General features: G+C 71.4%; 14 protein-coding genes. 3 read left to right on the forward strand and 11 right to left on the reverse strand.

From position 1 onward, the window contains the following. Positions 1–75: 75 nt before the first annotated feature. The 7 genes from ACWCXX_RS05125 to ACWCXX_RS05155 form a co-directional block, all read right to left on the reverse strand. A complete protein-coding gene (locus tag ACWCXX_RS05125) occupies positions 76–2871 on the reverse strand; it encodes a hypothetical protein (protein ID WP_451124434.1) in 2796 nt (931 codons plus the stop codon). Further along, positions 2868–3980 carry an ATP-binding protein gene (locus tag ACWCXX_RS05130; protein ID WP_451124436.1) on the reverse strand — a complete coding sequence of 371 codons (1113 nt, stop codon included), beginning with the start codon at positions 3978–3980 and terminating at the stop codon, positions 2868–2870. The genes ACWCXX_RS05125 and ACWCXX_RS05130 overlap by 4 nt, the downstream gene beginning before the upstream one ends. Before the next feature lie 14 nt (positions 3981–3994). Further along, on the reverse strand, positions 3995–5443 hold the full coding sequence (locus tag ACWCXX_RS05135) for a vWA domain-containing protein (RefSeq protein WP_451124437.1): 1449 nt from the start codon (positions 5441–5443) through the stop codon (positions 3995–3997). After that, on the reverse strand, positions 5440–6858 hold the full coding sequence (locus tag ACWCXX_RS05140; protein ID WP_451124438.1) for a hypothetical protein: 1419 nt from the start codon (positions 6856–6858) through the stop codon (positions 5440–5442). Before ACWCXX_RS05140 ends, ACWCXX_RS05135 begins: the two co-directional genes overlap by 4 nt. Beyond that, positions 6828–7331, reverse strand: coding sequence for a hypothetical protein (locus ACWCXX_RS05145; RefSeq protein WP_451124440.1), 504 nt, complete (start codon positions 7329–7331; stop codon positions 6828–6830). Before ACWCXX_RS05145 ends, ACWCXX_RS05140 begins: the two co-directional genes overlap by 31 nt. A 303-nt stretch (positions 7332–7634) precedes the next feature. Then, positions 7635–7913, reverse strand: coding sequence for a hypothetical protein (locus ACWCXX_RS05150; protein ID WP_451124442.1), 279 nt, complete (start codon positions 7911–7913; stop codon positions 7635–7637). A 252-nt stretch (positions 7914–8165) separates the two neighbouring features. Then, entirely contained in the window at positions 8166–10721 is a 2556-nt protein-coding gene (locus ACWCXX_RS05155; protein ID WP_451124444.1) for an ATP-dependent Clp protease ATP-binding subunit, read from the reverse strand. A 437-nt stretch (positions 10722–11158) separates the two neighbouring features. Here ACWCXX_RS05155 and ACWCXX_RS05160 point away from each other — a divergent pair, with 437 nt between their 5' ends. Beyond that, positions 11159–11650, forward strand: coding sequence for a hypothetical protein (locus tag ACWCXX_RS05160; RefSeq protein WP_451124446.1), 492 nt, complete (start codon positions 11159–11161; stop codon positions 11648–11650). Between the two features lie 394 nt (positions 11651–12044). Further along, positions 12045–12740 (forward strand): hypothetical protein, encoded by a 696-nt coding sequence (locus ACWCXX_RS05165; RefSeq protein ID WP_451124448.1) that lies wholly within the window; start codon positions 12045–12047, stop codon positions 12738–12740. A gap of 120 nt (positions 12741–12860) precedes the next feature. Here the strand turns inward: ACWCXX_RS05165 and ACWCXX_RS05170 are convergent, their stop codons facing one another. The 4 genes from ACWCXX_RS05170 to rpmG all read right to left on the reverse strand — a co-directional run bounded on the left by ACWCXX_RS05170 (position 12861) and on the right by rpmG (position 15047). Further along, positions 12861–13376 carry a DinB family protein gene (locus ACWCXX_RS05170; RefSeq protein ID WP_451124450.1) on the reverse strand — a complete coding sequence of 172 codons (516 nt, stop codon included), beginning with the start codon at positions 13374–13376 and terminating at the stop codon, positions 12861–12863. A gap of 42 nt (positions 13377–13418) precedes the next feature. Then, positions 13419–14195, reverse strand: a complete 777-nt coding sequence (locus ACWCXX_RS05175) for a DUF4389 domain-containing protein (protein WP_451124452.1) — start codon at positions 14193–14195, stop codon at positions 13419–13421. A gap of 347 nt (positions 14196–14542) precedes the next feature. Then, positions 14543–14803 carry a type B 50S ribosomal protein L31 gene (locus ACWCXX_RS05180; protein ID WP_451124454.1) on the reverse strand — a complete coding sequence of 87 codons (261 nt, stop codon included), beginning with the start codon at positions 14801–14803 and terminating at the stop codon, positions 14543–14545. Positions 14804–14882: 79 nt separating this feature from the next. Continuing rightward, entirely contained in the window at positions 14883–15047 is a 165-nt protein-coding gene (gene rpmG, locus ACWCXX_RS05185) for a 50S ribosomal protein L33 (protein ID WP_451124456.1), read from the reverse strand. A 459-nt stretch (positions 15048–15506) separates the two neighbouring features. Between rpmG and ACWCXX_RS05190 the strand changes: the two genes are divergently transcribed. Continuing rightward, a complete protein-coding gene (locus tag ACWCXX_RS05190) occupies positions 15507–16952 on the forward strand; it encodes a PP2C family protein-serine/threonine phosphatase (protein ID WP_451124458.1) in 1446 nt (481 codons plus the stop codon). Positions 16953–17110: the final 158 nt, after the last annotated feature.

Genomic DNA, 17110 nt, shown 5'->3' on the forward strand with positions numbered 1-17110 from the left:
CCTGGCCCCCTCGCCCGTACCGCACCGGCGTCGTTCGGCGACTTCGTCCGTCGCGGGCGCACTCACCCGCCGGGCTCACGCACCGGCCAGCAGCGCCTCCAGAGCCTCGGCCGTTTCCGGGTGGCGGCCGAGCAGTTCCGCACCCGGGGGGCCGGGATCCGCCGTCTGCCACGTCCCTTCGCAGCCCAGCAGGTCCGCCACCGCGTCGCACGTCGCGGGGTGGGCGGCCAGCAGCGCGCAGCCCCGGCCGCCGCCCGTGGACCGGACCGGCCGCGCGGCCGGTTCCGGCTGTGCCAGCCACGGCGGTACCCACTCGTCCAGTGCCGCGAGCCTGCCGGGGAAGGTCCGACCGGCCTCACGGATCAGCAGGGGTGCCAGCTCGGAGCCCGACCGCAGGGTGGTGATCAGGGTGGGCAGCCACGGCAGCAGCACCGGGTCCGGCAGCCGGGCGAACGCGTTCGACACCGCTTCCACGACGAAGTCGGTGAGACCCGGCACCGGCCCCAGCGCGTGCAGGAAACCGCTGAGGTAGCGCGGATAGGAGGGAACCACCAGGGGGTTGCCCAGCAGTTCGTCGCATCTCGCCCGCAGGTCCGCCCGGGAGAGGTTCCCGAGGTGCGTCTGGGCCGCCCACAGCAGCGCCGTCTTCGCCGAGTCCTCCGGATGGGACTGGGCGACCGCCAGTTCCAGCTGTGCCCGGTCGCAGCCCAGCGACAGCGCCAGGCTCTCCATGCCGAACAGGAAGCCCAGCATCGCCGCCACCTGGCGGACGGTGGCGTCCTCGTCGGTGAACGCCGTCGGCAGCAGGGTGCAGTAGTGCGCGTAACCGGCCTTGACGAAGGACTCGATCCAGGGCGGCAGCACCGGCTCGCTGGTGCGGTAGTACGCCAGCAGCCGCCGCACCCGGCGCAGTACCTCCGGTGCCCCGTCGACGCTGCGCTCGGCCGACAGGACCTCCAGCGCGTGGGTGCCCAGCTCGTCCGCGAGGCGACGGCTGCGCAGGTACAGCGTCGCGTCCTCGACGGCTTCCAGGACGGTCGCCGCGGTGGCCTGCCGGTCGTACGCCTTGCGGCGCAGGCGCTGTTCGAGGACCTGCTCGATGCTGACGCCCTCGTAGCCGAGCTCGATGAGTGCCCGCTGGTGGGTGCCGAGGGACAGGTCCCACGACTCCTGGATCGACCGCTCCCCCAGCTTCCGTTCGCCCATGATCGGCCGGACGGCCTGCTGCGGCATCAGGGTGCGCAGCATCCACAGCACGTCGGAGCAGCGTTCCAGCTCCGGCCGGGCGGCTATGTCCAGCAGGGCCCGTTGTACCCCCGACTGCTGGAGTTTCAGGTTCAGGGGTGCGAGCCGGTCGTGGACGTCGCGGGCCAGGGGCGGCAGCGCGTCGTAGCCGACCTGTCCGACGCGGTCACCGCCCATCATGATCTCCACGAGCCGACGCACGTCGCGCCGGCCGGGCACGGTGTCCTTCTCGATGCAGGTGACGGCCGCGTCCTGGAAGTCGTACGGCGTGGGCCTGGCCCGGTCGCGCATCCCGGCCAGCAGGATCGACGACTCGAACACCGCGATGGCGTCGGCCGTGGAGGAGAGGTAGCCGTTGCGGCGCGCGGCGCGCACGATCTCCACCGACCAGCCGAGCAGTTCGGCCTCGTCCAGCCGGTCCAGGACGGGCGGCTGCTGGAGGAAGCCGGTGAGCTTGTCCGAGGGCGGGAGCGCCGGTACGGGGGCCGCCGCGGCCGCGGTCTTCCTGGCCCTCGACTTCTTCGTCCCCGCCTGTCCCTCCAGGCGGTAGGGCTGCACGCGTGTCCGTTTGAGGTTCTTCGCCCAGACGGTCGCGGCGATCGACACCGAGCCGGCGGCGAGGCCGAACTGCGCCTCGATCGCCGCGTGGCTGGACGGGATCAGGCCGTGCTGCCACTTGGTGGCGCTGGGCGGGGCGATCTCGAAGGTGTCGGTGCCGTGGACGCCGAACTCCGCGACGCGGCTGGCCGCGTGGAACGCTCCGCAGACATAGAGGCAGTCCTCGGGGTCGGCGCCGGTCGCGGCCAGGTGTTCGCGCATCCTGGTCCACATGTAGCGTTCGCGGTCCTCGTCGACCCGTACCCGGTGCGGGTCGCCGGGGGCCAGCCGTCGGAAGAGGCTTCCGATCAGGAGCATCACCTGACGGTAGGTGTCGTGGTCGCTGTCGCCGAGCGGCAGCTCGACGTACTGGTGCCACCACTCCGACCAGTGCCGCACCTTGCCGTGGCGCAGCAGGTGTTCCTCCAGCTCGGCGAAGCGGGGCCGCAGATCGCCGATCTCCACACCGACGGCGTCGCCGTGCAGCGCGGCCTCCTCCTCGGCGGGCGGCGCGTCCTGGTCGGCGGGCCCGTCGGTGTGCGTGCCGCGCACGTCCCACTGGAAGACGTGGTCCGAGGAACGGTCGACGAGGACGAGTTCGACGCCCGGGGTGTCGAGTGCGTAGGCGATCGCCTGGTACTCGGCCGACGCCTCGGTGATCGGTGCGACCACCGACAGCGGGGCCCAGTCGGCGGGGAAGCCGTCGATCTCGGCGGCGAACGACTGGACCGCCACCGGGAGCTTGCAGTTGCGCAGCTCGGTCAGCAGCGGCGCCATGTCCTCGCACAGTTCCAGGTACACGACCTTGGGCTGCTTCTGGCGCAGGCGGCGTGCCATCGCGGTCGCCGACGCGGGCGAGTGGTGGCAGACGGGGAAGATCTCCAGCGGCTCGCGCACCGCGTGGTCGACGTCGTCGACGATGCCGAGGAGGATGCCCTCCAGGGCGTCGGGGCCGTCGGCGAACGCCGCGGCGGCCTCCTGCAGTTGCGCGCGAAGCCCTTCGAAGGTTCCCTGGTGTGTACCGCTCATGACAGGGTGGCGATCGCGTCGCGGCCGCCCTCCAGGAACTCCGGCCAGGAGCCGCCTTCCTCCTTGCTGCGCGGCTCGACGACGCCGTGCAGGTACTTGTTGAGTATGGCCAGGTCCTCGGGCTCGCGCCGGGCCAGGGACCCGACGAGCGAGGACGCCAGTGTGCGCGCGGTCAGGGTGGCCTCGCCGAAGAAGTTGCTGTGCAGGACCGCGTCCTCGAGCACACCGATCTGTTCGGCCGTGGACAGTGCGGACTCCAGCTTCTCGTCGTCGCTGCCCGCCGCGGCCGCGGAGGCCCGCAGGTCGGCGAAACTCTGCAGCAGCACGTCGAGCAGTGTCGGCGGCACGTCCAGGTCGATCTGGTGGCGGCGCAGCAGCTCCTCGGTGCGGAAGCGGACGATCTCGACCTCGCTCTTCTTGTTCGTCACCACCGGGATGCGGACGAAGTTGAAGCGGCGCTTGAGTGCCGAGGACAGGTCGTTGACGCCCCGGTCGCGGCTGTTGGCGGTGGCGATGACGGAGAATCCGGGCTTGGCGAAGACGATGCTGTCGCTGTCCAGTTCGGGGACCGAGATGTACTTCTCGGACAGGATCGAGATCAGTGCGTCCTGGACGTCGCTGGTGGAGCGGGTGAGTTCCTCGAACCGGCCGATCGCGCCGGCCTCCATCGCCGTCATGATCGGCGAAGGGATCATCGACTCGCGGGACTGGCCCTTGGCGATGACCATCGACACGTTCCAGGAGTACTTGATGTGGTCCTCGGTGGTACCGGCCGTGCCCTGCACCACCAGGGTGGAGTTGCGGCAGATCGCGGCGGACAGCAGCTCGGCGAGCCAGCTCTTGCCGGTGCCGGGGTCACCGATGAGCAGCAGGCCGCGGTCGGAGGCCAGGGTGACGATCGAGCGCTCGACGAAACTGCGGTCGCCGTACCACTTCTGCGAGATCTCCCGGTCCAGGCCGTCGGAACGCTCGGAGCCGAGGATGAACAGGCGGACCATCTTCGGGGACAGGCGCCAGGAGAAGGGCTTGGGGTTGTCGTCGATGGACTCCAGCCACTCCAGTTCCTCGGCGTACTTGATCTCGGCGGGGGCGCGCAACAGGTCGGACATCTTTCGGGGCCTTTCTAGGCGATGAACGTCTTGAGCTCGTGGACGAGCTTGCGGATGTGGCCGGAGAGCACCGGCGCACCGAGGTCCTTGAAGCGCTCGCGGAACCACGGGTTGACACTGCCGCGGCCGGAGCTGGTGACCGAGCCGACCGGGATGAACTTGGCTCCCGAGCGGTGGATGGCGGCCATGCTTTCGAACAGCGGCTCGGACCGCCATTCGTAGAAGTCGGAGATCCACACCACGACGGTGTTGCGGGGCTCGGCGATCTTCGGCTGGGCCAGTGCCATGGCGACCGTGCCGTCGGTGCCGCCCCCGAGGTTGGTGCGCAGCAGGGTCTCGAAGGGGTCGTGCACCCAGGGCGTGAGGTCGAGTGCCTGGGTGTCGTACGCGATCAGGTGGACGTCCACCTTCGGCAGTCCGGCGAAGATCGACGCCAGGATGGTGCAGTTCACCATCGAGTCGACCATGGAGCCCGACTGGTCCACGACGACGATCAGCCGCTGGGGAGTCGTCTTGCGGGTGGTGTGCCGGTAGTAGAGGCGGTCGACGTACAGCCGCTCCTCCTCCGGGCTCCAGTTGGTGAGGTTCTTCCAGATCGTGCGGTCGAGGTCGAGGTTGCGGAACACCCGCTTGGGCGGGACGGAGCGGTCCAGGGCTCCGACCGTGGCCTTCTCCACCTGGGTGCGGAGCACTTCGGCGACCTCGTCGACGAAGCGGCGGATCAGTGCCTTGGCGTTGGCCAGGGCCACGCCCGAGAGGTTGTCCTTGTCCCGCAGCAGTTGCTCGATCAGCGACATGCTCGGGGTCAGTTGCGCGGCGAGCCCGGGGTCGGCCAGTACTTCGCGCAGGTGCATCCGTTTGACGAGGTCGGCCTCGATGGCGCCGAGTTCGGGGCCGATCGCCGGGATCAGCCGGCTGAGGTCGGGGTTCGTGCCCCGGCCGCCGGTGCCGGTCGGGCTGACGCCCCGTCCTGCCGCCGCTCCCCCGGCCCGGCCGCCGCGCAGCTCGCCGGGTTTGCAGCCGAGCGCGCGTTCCAGCCAGCCGGCGTCGGACTGCCAGCGTGCCAGTTGTCCGGCGGTGACCGTGCCGGAGCCGGAGGCGAAGACGTTGAGCAGCACCTTCGACACCAGTGCCGCACGCCGCACTTCCGCGGCCCGGTCGCGTGCGGCGCCGTCCTCCTCGTCGGGGCCGGGCGTCATCAGGCCTTCGAACTCGGCGGCCAGCTCCGGGTGGCGCTGCACGATGGAGTCGACGGATGCCTGCGGGTCCAGCAGTGCGGTCGGCAGGCCGATGTCCTCGACGATGCCGAGACCGGCGGATTCCAGGGCTGCCTGCTCCTCGTGGTCGAAGAGTCGGGCGAGGAGTCGCCAGTACAGGACCTGGCGGCGGTTGTCGTGGGGGGCGGGCCCGGGGCTCTGCGGGGTCGCGTGCTCGGCGGGCCGTCCGGTCGTCTGGTCCGTCATTTCCGCAGCAGCTTTCCGGCGCGCTCCCGCAGCACGGCGACGGCGTCGGTGGCGGCCTTCTCCGCCTTGACACCGGCCTTGTCGGTGGTGCCTCCGGCCCATTCCCCGGCATGGATCGCGACCGTCTTCTTCCGTACGGTCGTCTCGACGGCCAGGGGCTGGAGGCGGTAGGACCCGGCGTCCCAGCGGAGCAGTCCGATGCACGCCCCGGACGCCGCGACGGCCTCGGGGGTCAGCGGTCCGGCGGCCGGAACGCGGTCCGGGTCGACGGCGACCGGGTGCCCGGCGACGGTGAACGTCAGTGCGTCGTCGTCCTGTTGGGCGGTGTAGCCCTCCAGGAACACCGGAACCGCGATGCGCGCCGGGTGCCGGTCCAGGGGGGCGGTCGCCGCGCCGGTGGCGGTGGGCAGGGCGACCCGGGCGGTGACGAACGCGTCGGCGGGCTTGTCCGGACGGGCGTGCGCGTCGTCCCAGATCAGGTCGTTCTCGCAGGTGATCGGCATGTCGGTGAGTTTCATGGCGCGGCCTTCGCCGGCTGCGGCCAGGAGCGACATGTGGGGGCGCAGCAGCTGCCAGAGTCCGGCGCCGACGACCGTGTCGGGCTTCGGTGCCGACACACCGGCGCGCACCAGGCGGGGCGTGGATCCGTCCGCGGGCTCGAACACCGCGTGGACCTGGGCCTGTACGGCGGTGGCGTGTTCGTGCACGTCGATGCCGAGGGGCAGGAGGCGGCCGGTGACCGTGCCGGTCGTGGGGACGTTGGCGGCGCCGGGCAGTGTCAGCAGCATCGCGCGGGCCCAGAGGTCGGCCCAGCGGCGTGCCGGTATGCGTTCCAGTGAGGCGCCCGGACAGGACGCGGCGAGTTCGGCGGCGAAGCCGTCGAGGAGTGCCGCCGGCCGGCGCAGCGCCGGGTCCGGGAGCATCGCGGAGACGACTTGCGCCGCTCCGGAGACCACTTCGTGGTCGATGCCCTGCCAGCCGCAGCGGGCCAGGTCGGACAGCCAGGAACGGGCGGCGGCAAGGAGGTTCGCCGCTTGCTGTTCGCCGGGCGCCGCGATGGTCTCCTCGCTGCCGGGGCGGCCGACCACCTCCTGTATGCGGCTCGTCAGCGCGTCGTGGACGGAGCCGAGCAGGGCGGTGCGGGCGGCGGCGAGGGCGACGAAGTGGTCCTCGTCCGCGGCTCCGCCCGCCGCCTTCTCCGCGGCCTCGGCGACCCTGCCCGCCAGCGGTGTGCCCGCGAGGGCGTCGGCGAACTCCATCAGCTCTGCGGCCTGGGCGGGCCGGGGGCGGAGCAGTCCGGCGACGAGTGCCCGGTCGAAGGCGTCGACGGCCGACAGGGCCTCGTCGAGTCCGGCGATGGGTTCGTGGAGCAGGTCGGTGCGCATCACGCCACCGCCCTGGTCGGCGGGAACCACTGCATCTCCGGCAACGGCGCGGTGGTCGGGGCGAGTTCCAGATAGGCGAGGTGGCGCAGGAACCGGCTGAAGACGGGCGCGGCCGCCGCGGTGTCCCCCTGCGACGGGCGGGTGTTGGCCATTTCGGTGGTGATGGCCGTCGCGGTCGGATCGCCGTTCGCGACGTCGACCTTCAGGTAGCGGGCGACGCGCTCGGCGCCGTACTGCAGTACCGCCTCGCCGATCAGGGCCTGGATGTGTTTGCAGAACGATCCCCGCGCACCGCCGCAGGGCCGGTTGTTGTTGGTGCTGCAGGCGAAGGCGTAGGTGCCGACCGCTATTGACGAGACGTAGACCCGCCCGATGTCCGAGCCGCTGGACACCACGCCCTGCAGGCGCCCGTCGGCCAGTTCGACGAACGGTACCTTGGCGAGCTTCCGCGGCCGCGCGGGGGCTGTCACCCGCGCCGTGCTCGACCTCTCCCAATCCGACAACGCACCACTCCTATGCAACGAAAGGGGACGTCCGCGCCACACCGGCTGGACACGAACCGAACATACCTGCGCCCACTGACAACGCCCCGATCATGGTCGGGAGGGCTGAGCATGCGAGCGCGGGAGATCCCCGTGGGGGGGCCGGGCGTTGCCGGTGGCACGGTCGGTGCGGACGTCCTGGGAGTGAGCGGCGCCGGTGGCGCGGGCCCCGTGGGAGTGAACGGCGCCGGGGCCCCTGTGCCCGGTGTCCTGTCGCGCGGCCACGGGCGTGGCCGGTCCGCGCGGCAGGACACCGGGGTTGTGTCAGAGGGTGCGCCTTGGCCCCTGCCCGGTCATGACCTCCTCGTACGAGGGCAGGGAGTGGTACGGGAGGATGTGGAGGAGGGCGTACTGGGGGCACGGCGCCTTGATGCACTGCTTGGGCGACGGCACACAGATCTGACCGGCGGGCGCCACGACGGCGGCACACGGGCTCGCTTGCGGCACGAGGGGCGCCTCGTCCGCGAGCGCCGGGCCCGCCGGGGTGAGGGACAGGGCGGTGAGAGCGGCCACCGTGGCGGCACGCAGCAGTTTCTCGATCACAAGCAGCAGAGATAGCCCCACTCCCGGGTGACGTCGCATCACGACCAAGGGCAATCACCCGTACGTGCCATCGAGTTCACCCCGTGAACGTTCGTTCCTGCCGCCCTCCCGTGGGCCGGACCGGGGCGGGCCGGGGCCCGGGGCGGGGATCCCGCACACCTTGAGCGCACTGGACTCGCCCCGGCCGGAGGGCTCCGGTTCCGGCTCCGGCTCCGGCTCCGGCTCCGGCTCCGGCTCCGGCTCAGGTGATGGTCACCCGGCTCCGGCGGCCTCGGGCCCGGTACTGGTGGTCCCGGATCCGACCCCGGCCCCGGGCTCGTCGGAGGGCTTCGGGCGGCCGATCGTGCAGACCAGGGCGTCGTCCCGGACGTCGGCGACGATGGTGTCGCCCGGCTCCGCCTCACCGCTCAGCAACAGGGACGCGACGCGGTTGTCGAGTTCGGTCTGGATCGTGCGGCGCAGCGGGCGGGCCCCGAACTCCGGCTGGTGGCCGTGCGCGACGAGCAGGGTCTTCGCCGCCTCGGTGATGTCCAGCTCCAGCCCCTGGGCGCGGACGCGGCGCCTGCTGCCGTCCAGCATGAGGTCGACGATGCGGCCGAGGTCGTCCTTGCCCAGGCCGTGGAAGATGATCGTCTCGTCGACGCGGTTGAGGAACTCCGGCGGGAAGTGGCCCCGCAGGTCGCCCATGAGGTCGTCCCGGATCTCGGAGACGTCCCCCTTGTGGGCGAGGATGCGCTGGGCACCGATGTTGGAGGTCATGATGACCACGGTGTTGCGGAAGTCCACCGTCCGTCCCTGCGCGTCGGTGAGGCGCCCGTCGTCGAGGACCTGGAGCAGCGCGTTGAAGATGTCGGGGTGGGCCTTCTCCACCTCGTCGAAGAGCAGCACGCTGTACGGCCGGCGGCGCACCTTCTCCGTGAGCTGCCCGGCCTCCTCGTGGCCGACGTATCCGGGAGGCGCGCCGACGAGCCGCGAGATGGTGTGCTTCTCCTGGAACTCGCTCATGTCGAAGCGGACCATGCGCTTCTCGTCGCCGAACAGCAGATCCGCCAGTGCCTTGGCGAGTTCGGTCTTGCCCACACCGGTGGGGCCGAGGAAGAGGAAGGAGCCGACCGGGCGGTTCGGGTCGCCCATGCCCGCGCGGTTGCGGCGCACCGCTTCCGCGATCGCGGTGACCGCCTCGTCCTGGCCGACCACGCGGGAGTGCAGCGCGTCCTCCAGTGCGAGCAGCTTCTCCTTCTCGCCGGCGGTGAGCTGTGCGACCGGAATGCCGGTGCGGCGGGAGACGACATCGGCGATGTCGGTGGTGGTGACGTCCATGACGCCCTCGCGCCGTTCCTCGATGCCGGCGAGTTCGGCCTCGGTCTCGGCGATCTCTTCCTTCAGACCGGACGCCTTCTCGAAGTCCTCGGCCGCCACCGCTTCGTCCTTCTCCCGCTTCAGCTCGGCGAGCCGGTCCTCGCGGGAGACGACCTCGGTGGACCTGCCGAGCGACCGCAGCCGCACCCTGGCGCCCGCCTGGTCCATGAGGTCGATGGCCTTGTCCGGCAGGAAGCGGTCGCCGATGTAACGGTCGGAGAGTTCGGCCGCCGCCACCAGCGCGTCGTCGGCGAAGCGGACCTGGTGGTGCGCCTCGTAGGAGTCCCGCAGGCCCTCCAGGATCTGGACGGTCTCGTCGACCGTCGGCTCGGGCACCATGACGGGCTGGAAGCGGCGTTCCAGAGCGGCGTCCTTCTCTATGTACTTGCGGTACTCGTCGATGGTCGTCGCGCCGACGACGTGCAGTTCGCCCCGCGACAGGGCGGGTTTGAGGATGTTGCCCGCGTCCATCGCGCCCTCGCCGGACGCCCCCGCGCCGACCACCGTGTGCAGTTCGTCGATGAACAGGATCGTCGAGTCCGAGGCGGCCCCGACCTCGTCGATGACGTTCTTCAGCCGTTCCTCGAACTGGCCCCGGTACTGGGCGCCGGCCACCAGCCCGGAGAGGTCGAGGGCGACCACCCGCTTGTCCTTGAGCGTCCGGGGGACGTCCCCGGACACGATGCGCTGGGCGATGCCCTCGACGATCGCGGTCTTGCCGACACCGGGCTCCCCGATGAGCACCGGGTTGTTCTTCGAACGCCGCGAGAGGACCTCCACGGTCTGCTCGATCTCGTCGGCCCGGCCGACGACGGGGTCGAGCTTCCCGGCCTTCGCCGCCTCGGTCAGGTCCCGTCCGTACTCGTCGAGCGTGGGGGTGTCGCTCGTACCGGTCGCCAAAGTGCCCTCGGCCCTCGCCGTACTGTCCGCCTCGCGCCGCAGTCGGTCGGTGTCCGTGCCGTAGGCGCCGAGCAGTCTGGCCGCGCCGGACTCCCTGGTGTCCAGGAGCGCGCCGAGGATGTGCTCGGGCCCGATGTAGGAGACCCCGGCCGCCTGCGAGCGCTCGTACGCCCGGAGCAGTACGCGCTTGGCGGCGGGCGTCAGGCTCGGTTCCGCGGACGGTGTGGCGCTCTCCCCGGGCAGGACGTCCTCGATCTGTTTGGCCAGTTGTTCGGGATCGGCGCCGGCCCGTGCGAGCAGGGTGCGTGCCGGTTCCACCTGGGTGGCGGCCCACAGCAGGTGCTCGGTGTCCAGGTCCCGGCTGCCGTCGCCGGTCGCGCGCGTGGTCGCGCGGCCGATCAGCTCACGGGCCGACTCCGTCAGCAGCCGCCCGATGGGGACCCGCTGCACCTGGGGAGGCGAGGAGGCGGGAGACATCCCGAAGAAGCGGTTGAGCAGTTCGGAGAACGGGTCCGGGCCGCCGAAGGAGCCGAAGGAGGACATGGTCATGATCACCATCCGGTGTGTGCGGGGCGGGGAGAGGGCGCGAGGAATCGTCGGACCGGACCGCCGTGCGCCGGATCCGGGGGTTCATCGGTCGTCGAGGTCTCCTCGCGGCCCCTGGGAAGGTGTTTTCACTAGACCAACGTGGGCGGGGTCCCGCAACGCCGGGGAGGATCGCCCGCCGTCCGCGGTCGGCTTTCGTCATGGCGGCACGGACGCCCCGGCCGGGTGACGGACCGGCCCGGAGACCGCCGATCGGGTGACGTCCGGCCGGGCTTCCGCTCCCCGTACCGCCTCCGTGCCGCGTGCCCCGGGCCGCCCCCTCGCCGCACCGCACCGGACCGCCCGTCCGTGCCGGGCCACCGGCCCGTTGCCCACCGCCCGGCGGGGCGGCCCCGTACGGTCGCCTCGCCTGGTTCCGGGCCCCCGCCAAGACTTGGGCCATGAGCAACAGCGAAGAGTCGGAGGACCTCCACGGCGGCCCCGGTCCCCTCGTACTGCTGGCGGTCGTCTTCGCCGTGCCCGTCCTCAAACTGGCCTGGACGCTGGGCGGCGGTGGCGCGGCGAGCGAGGCGCTCGTCGCCATGGAACCGGCCAACCGGCCCAACGTCCTGATCGGCGTGTTCCTCGGCAACGCGCTGCTCACCACGGTGCTCTCCGTCGTGGTCTCGCGCATCACGTACGCCTACTTCGTCGCCCGGAGCAGCGCCCGTGTACGGCCGGGCGCCCCGCTCGTCCGCCCATTGGTGACGGCCTGCGTCGTGGAGTGCGACATCGACACCGGGCAGGGGGCCGAGCGAGCGCGCCTGGTGGAGCTGGGCCGCCAGGGCAACGGTGTCGTCGGCTGGGACATCGAGGCGGACGAGGTCGTCAACGGCCTCAACTGCGGGGTCCTGAAGAACGACGAGGTCCGTGCGCCGTGGTGGCGCTCCTGAGCGGTGCGACGGCCGCCCGCCCCGGGCCGAGGTGTGCGCCACCGGTGGTGGAAGTCCTGGGGAACGTACGGTTTCGGACAGCCGAACGACGGTCCCTGCACCTCACGAGGGGTCGGCGGCCCGCCGTGGACCGCCGCTGTCACGGCGCGGATCCGGGGACCGCGTACGACGTCGGTGGGGTGTGCCGTACACGCTGCCGGTACGGTCCCGCACCGGTCGGGGCCGGTCGGCCGCCGGCCGGTGCGGGACCGCCGGCTGGCGGCCGCCGGGCCCTCGCGACCACCCTGCCGCGGCCCTCAGCTTTGGCGCATTCCATTTCCGGATTTCTACGTGCTTGTCTGTGCGGTACGCCACGCTGGACCCATACCGCCCAACACCGGCTTGGAGGCCAGTAGTGGACGCCCAGGACCTCGCACAGCTCGCCGACAAGGAGTTCGAGCAGATGCTCACCTCGAACATCCACCCGCCCACCCGTGACGCGAGAACATGGGAGGCGATCACCCACCCCGACAATCTGCCGCGGGCCCGGAAGATCCTCACCCACGTCCACGAACGGACCGCGAGCGTCCTGCGCCGCCGCAAGACCGAGCGGGAGGAGTTCCACGCCCAGTGCCTCGCCCGGGGCGAGGCCGGCAAGCGCGAATGGTTCGCGACGCGCGCCGAGTTCGAGTCGCTGCGCCGCCGCACCGCCAATTTTCACCAGCGGGTCCAGCGGGCCATCTCCGAACTGGGCGAGGAGCAGCGGAACGTGAACCGCGCGCAGAGCCACAGCTCGGGTCAGCAGAGCCGGGAGACGCTCCGTGAACTGGCCCTGGCCGTCCAGCGCCACCAGGCGGTCCACGCCCGCGACGGCGGCGTCGCCGAGCCGGCGGACCACGAGCTGTGGCGGCACCTCGACCGGCTGACCGTGCCCACGGGCCCCACCCAGGAACCGACGACTCTGCGCACGATGCTCGACATCTACTGGACCGACCTGCGGCCGGCCGCCGGGGAACCGGCGCACCGGCCCCAGGAGCGGCATGCCGCACCCGACGTCCCCGCCGTCCCGCATGCCCGGCGCGCACCCGCTCCTGACGGCCTCGCGACGTAGCGGGCCCTTCCCCGTGGTCCCCTTGCCCGGTCGGCTCCGGACCGGGCGGGGACCGGGCGGTCCGGACGCGTTCGGCGGCGTCCGCCGCGCCGTGGAGACCCGGCCGTTCTCAGGGACGCGTCACCCTCCCGTCACCCCGTCGAGACGCTCGCGCACCAGGTCGGCGTGGCCGATGTGGCGCGCGTATTCGGCGATCATGTGCAGATGGATCATGCGCAGTGAGTACACCTCCCCGGCGTGGGTGAAGGTGTCGTCCAGCGAGGCACCCGCGACGATCTCGTCCGCCAGCCGCCATTCCTCGACGAGGCGGGCATGGTCCTCGGCGGCGCGGGCCGGGTCGAGGTCCTCGAAGTCCGCGTCCTTGCCCTTCTCCGGGTCGTACATCGGGTCGAGCGTCCGGCCGGCGAACCGCTCCCGGAACCAGACGCGTTCGACCTTCGCCATGTGGCGGATCAGCCCCAGGAGCGTGAGGTTGGACGGCTCGACGGTCTGTTCGGCGAGTTGTTCCCCGGTCAGGCCCGCGCACTTGTGCAGAAGGGTGCTGCGGAACCACGCGAGGTAGTCCGTGAGCATCTCCCGCTCATCGGCCACCAGCGAGCCGGACTTGCGTGTCACTTCGGGTGCGGTCCATGTCATCGCATGATCATGCCTCGTGCGCCGCGGGGCGAGCCAGGGATTTCACATCTCGTCGTCGTACTCGGTCGTCCAGGTGCTCGTGGTGGAGGTGGTGAGGGAAGTGGCCGCGCCGAGCACCAGGAACAGGACGAGCAGTGCCTTCCCCGTGCCGCTCATGACGAGCGGCCGGGTGGCGGAACGCATCTGCTGTCGCGGTACGGAGAGGTCGTCGTCGCCGAAGAAGCCCTTGGGGTACGCCGGGGTGAGCATCAGGGAGTAGGCGTAGAAGCGCATCGTGTAGCGGAGCGTGGCGGCCGTGGCCTCGAAGAGGGGACGCGGCATGCGGCCCAGGATCAGGGTGATCAGCCACCAAACGATCGCCACCGTCCACCAGCCGGACAGGACGAGGCCCTGCACGATCGCCGCCGGAATCATCAGGACCAGACGGAAGAGGACGGCCGGCCGGTTGAGCGTGGTGGGGGCGACCTCGATGCGGGCCGGGTAGTCCGGCGCCGGGTCGAGGGTGAACGGCGGGTAGCGGTCCACGAGCAGCAGGCTGCTCGCACCGACCCGTAGGTGGTAGCCGAGGTATCCGGCGAGGAAACGGAAGACCGGTCCGGGCAGCCTGCCCAGGAACAGGGCGGCGAACCAGCCGAGGACCACGATCACCACTGCGGCGAGGTCCAGGAAGAACAGCACGACGAAGTGCGGGACCAGGAGCAACAGCCGCAGCAGGACGGTGAGTCGGCGCTGGCGCGGTGGCTCGATGACATCCAGCACGGGCAGCCGCTCGTCGGCGACCCATGCCCTGGGCGCCGGACTCCACTGGGCGTCAGCCATGTCGCTCCTCGTCGGGGGGTGGTCCGTACGCCATCGGCACACACGACGTCACCCCACGCTGGGTCGGACATGGAGGTTCCGCAATCGCTCGTGGGCCGGTCGGGTGCCCCTGCGGGGCCCCGGGAACGGCTCCGGGGCGGCACGGCCGACCAATGCGGGCGGCGAAAGGACGGAGTCGAGGAGAAGCCCCGGCCGGATCGGGGGAATCCAGCCGGGGCGGCTTGTCCTGTGGGCGCGGTACGCGACATCCACATGTAGGTGAACGATAAACCACCACGCTCCGTTCCCGGAAACCCGCCCCCGACTTGTGACTCACAGCACCGGGGGCGGGCCGCCGATGGAGCCACTCAGCCGCCGACGGGCGCCTCGGCACCGTAGCGGCGACAAAAGCGCTCGACGCGGCCGGCCGGGTCGAGCACCTGTCGGCCCCCGGTCCAGAACGGGTGGCTCGCCGACGAGGTCTCCACGTCGATCACCGGGTAGCTCCGGCCGTCCTCCCAGGTCACCCGCTCGTCCGCGGTCGCGGTCGTACGGATCAGGAAGGCGGCTCCCGCGGCCCGGTCACGGAAGACCACCGGCCGGGAGACGGGGTGGATACGGGGCTTCATGCCCATTCCCTCCTCTGCTGCTGCGGGAGCGCCACCCCTGCGGGCGACGCGGGAGACGGGACGCCTCCGGGCCGGCGGGTCAGCGCTCCTCGCGGAACGACACGTGCCGCCCCACGACGGGGTCGAACTTGCGCAGGACCAGCCGGTCGGGATCGTTCCGACGACTCTTGCGGGTCACGTAGCTCCACCCCGTTCCGGCCGTCGACCGGAGCGTCACGACGGGACGGGTCTCATTGCGGGCCATGGGCACCTCCGGACTTCCTCTCCACCGAACCCCACCCCTTCATTGGAATGGGTTTCGTTTTCGTTCTGGTGTCGTAACGCGGCAGTACCCGGCCGCATTCCCACCCCCGCACCCCGGTCGGGAACGGGGGCGGAACCCCGCGCTCCGGAGCCGTGGACATGCAGTCCGTCACCGCCCGGGGCGCCCCCTCTTCGCATTCGCCACCTTCCGGCCCGGCGCATGGACCGCGAGAACACGCGCGGGCGCGCAACCGTCTGCACACTCCGGATCACTTGCGCCAACGTCCGCCGCCAGCAAAGCTGTTCGACGGATCGACGCATCGCGCAGCCTGTGGCATATGCCAGGAGCAACAGCCCATCGAGTGTTGCCAAACCCCTTACGGGCTCCTCCGGCCTGTGCCACAGTCGTCTTCGGTCCACCCTTCAGACCTGGCCGCGCCGTGCCTGTATCGGAGTAGAGATGCCGTCCCCGCTGTCCGCGGACCGCCCCGCCCCCCAACCGCCCGAGCACGATGCCGTGGCCGCGTTGATCGACCGGACCCGGCGGCTGCGCGGCGATGTGGATGCCGTGCGGCGCGACGCGGTCCCGGTGGACGAGGAGGACCCGCAGGCGCGGTGGCAGCGGGCGCTCTGCGACCTGGCGGTCCGCCACCTCGACAACCTCGGTACGCATCTGGGGCAACTGCGGGACGGCCTGCGACCGCAGCTGCCGGAGCAGCTCGGGGGCCCGCCGCCGCAGGACGTCGCGGCGGAGCCCCCCGAGGAATCGGGGCAGGGATCGCTGATCGGCCGGGTGGGCAGCGCCGAGTGGAATCTGCTCACCGACGAGGTCAGCTGGTCCGAGGAGCTGTTCCCGATCTTCGGCAGGTCCCCCGAAGCCGGCCCGCTCTCGCTGGACGAACTCCCCTCCACCCTCGTTCCCGAGGACCAACCCCTGCTCACCGCGCTGGTGACGGGCTGTCTGGTGGACGGGAAGCCGATAGACGGCGAGTTCCGCATCGTGCGGCCCGACCGCCGGACCCGCACGCTCCACATGATGGGCGAGCCCGTCCTCGACACGGACGGCTGCACCGCCTCCATGTGGGCCGTCCTGCGCGACGTCAGCGAACTGCGGCGGAGCCAGCAGGCGGTGCGACAGAGCCACGACACGCTCCGTCGCCGCCAGGACAGGGCGTGGACCGAGCACCGCATGGCCGTGGAGCTCCAGCAGGCCGTGCTCCCCCCGTGGCGGGGTTCGTCACGGTCCCCCGCGCGAGGAGCCGGCGCGCTGGACGTCGCGGCCCACTACCTCCCCTCGGAGTCGAGTTCACTCATCGGCGGCGACTGGTACGACGCGCTGGACATGCCGGACGGCAGAACCGTCCTCACGGTCGGCGACCTGACCGGCCACGGCATCCAGGCCACCTCGGCCATGGCAATGCTGCTGGGCGCGCTGCGCGGAATGGCCGTGGCCGGAATCGAGCCGGGCGTTCTCATGGGACATCTCAACCAGTTGCTGGAAACCTCCGTCCAACCCGCTCTCGGCAGCGCGGTGTGCTGCCGGTTCGATCCGGCGACCGGCGCCCTGACCTGGGCCCAGGCCGGGCATCCCGCGCCGTTGCTGTTCCGCGCCGGGAAGGGGCGCCCGCTGCCCCCACCGGACGGGGTTCTGCTCGGCGCGACCTCCGGGGTCACGTACGAGCAGGACGAAGTGCACCTGCTGCCGGGCGATGTGCTGGTGCTGCGCACCGACGGGCTGAACCGTCCCCACGGCCGGGATGCGGAGCCGGACGCGCTGCTCGCTCTGGCACCGCGCTTCGCACAGGCCGGTTCGGCGCAGGAGTGCCTGCGGATCGTCCTCACGGAGTTCGGTGGCACCGAGCGCCTGGACGACGCGTGCGTGCTCGTCGCCCGCCTCGGGGCGTAGCACGGCACGGCGGCACCCGTACGAAAGGAACGGACACCCGCGACAGCGCACGAGGCACGGCAGGGCGAATCCGCCTGTTCACGGAGCAGTGCCCGAGCGGCCGATGGTCGGACGGTGGTTGGGCCGGACCGCTACGGTCGGACGACATGACGTCAGCC

The organism is Streptomyces sp. NPDC001732 (genome assembly GCF_053596315.1).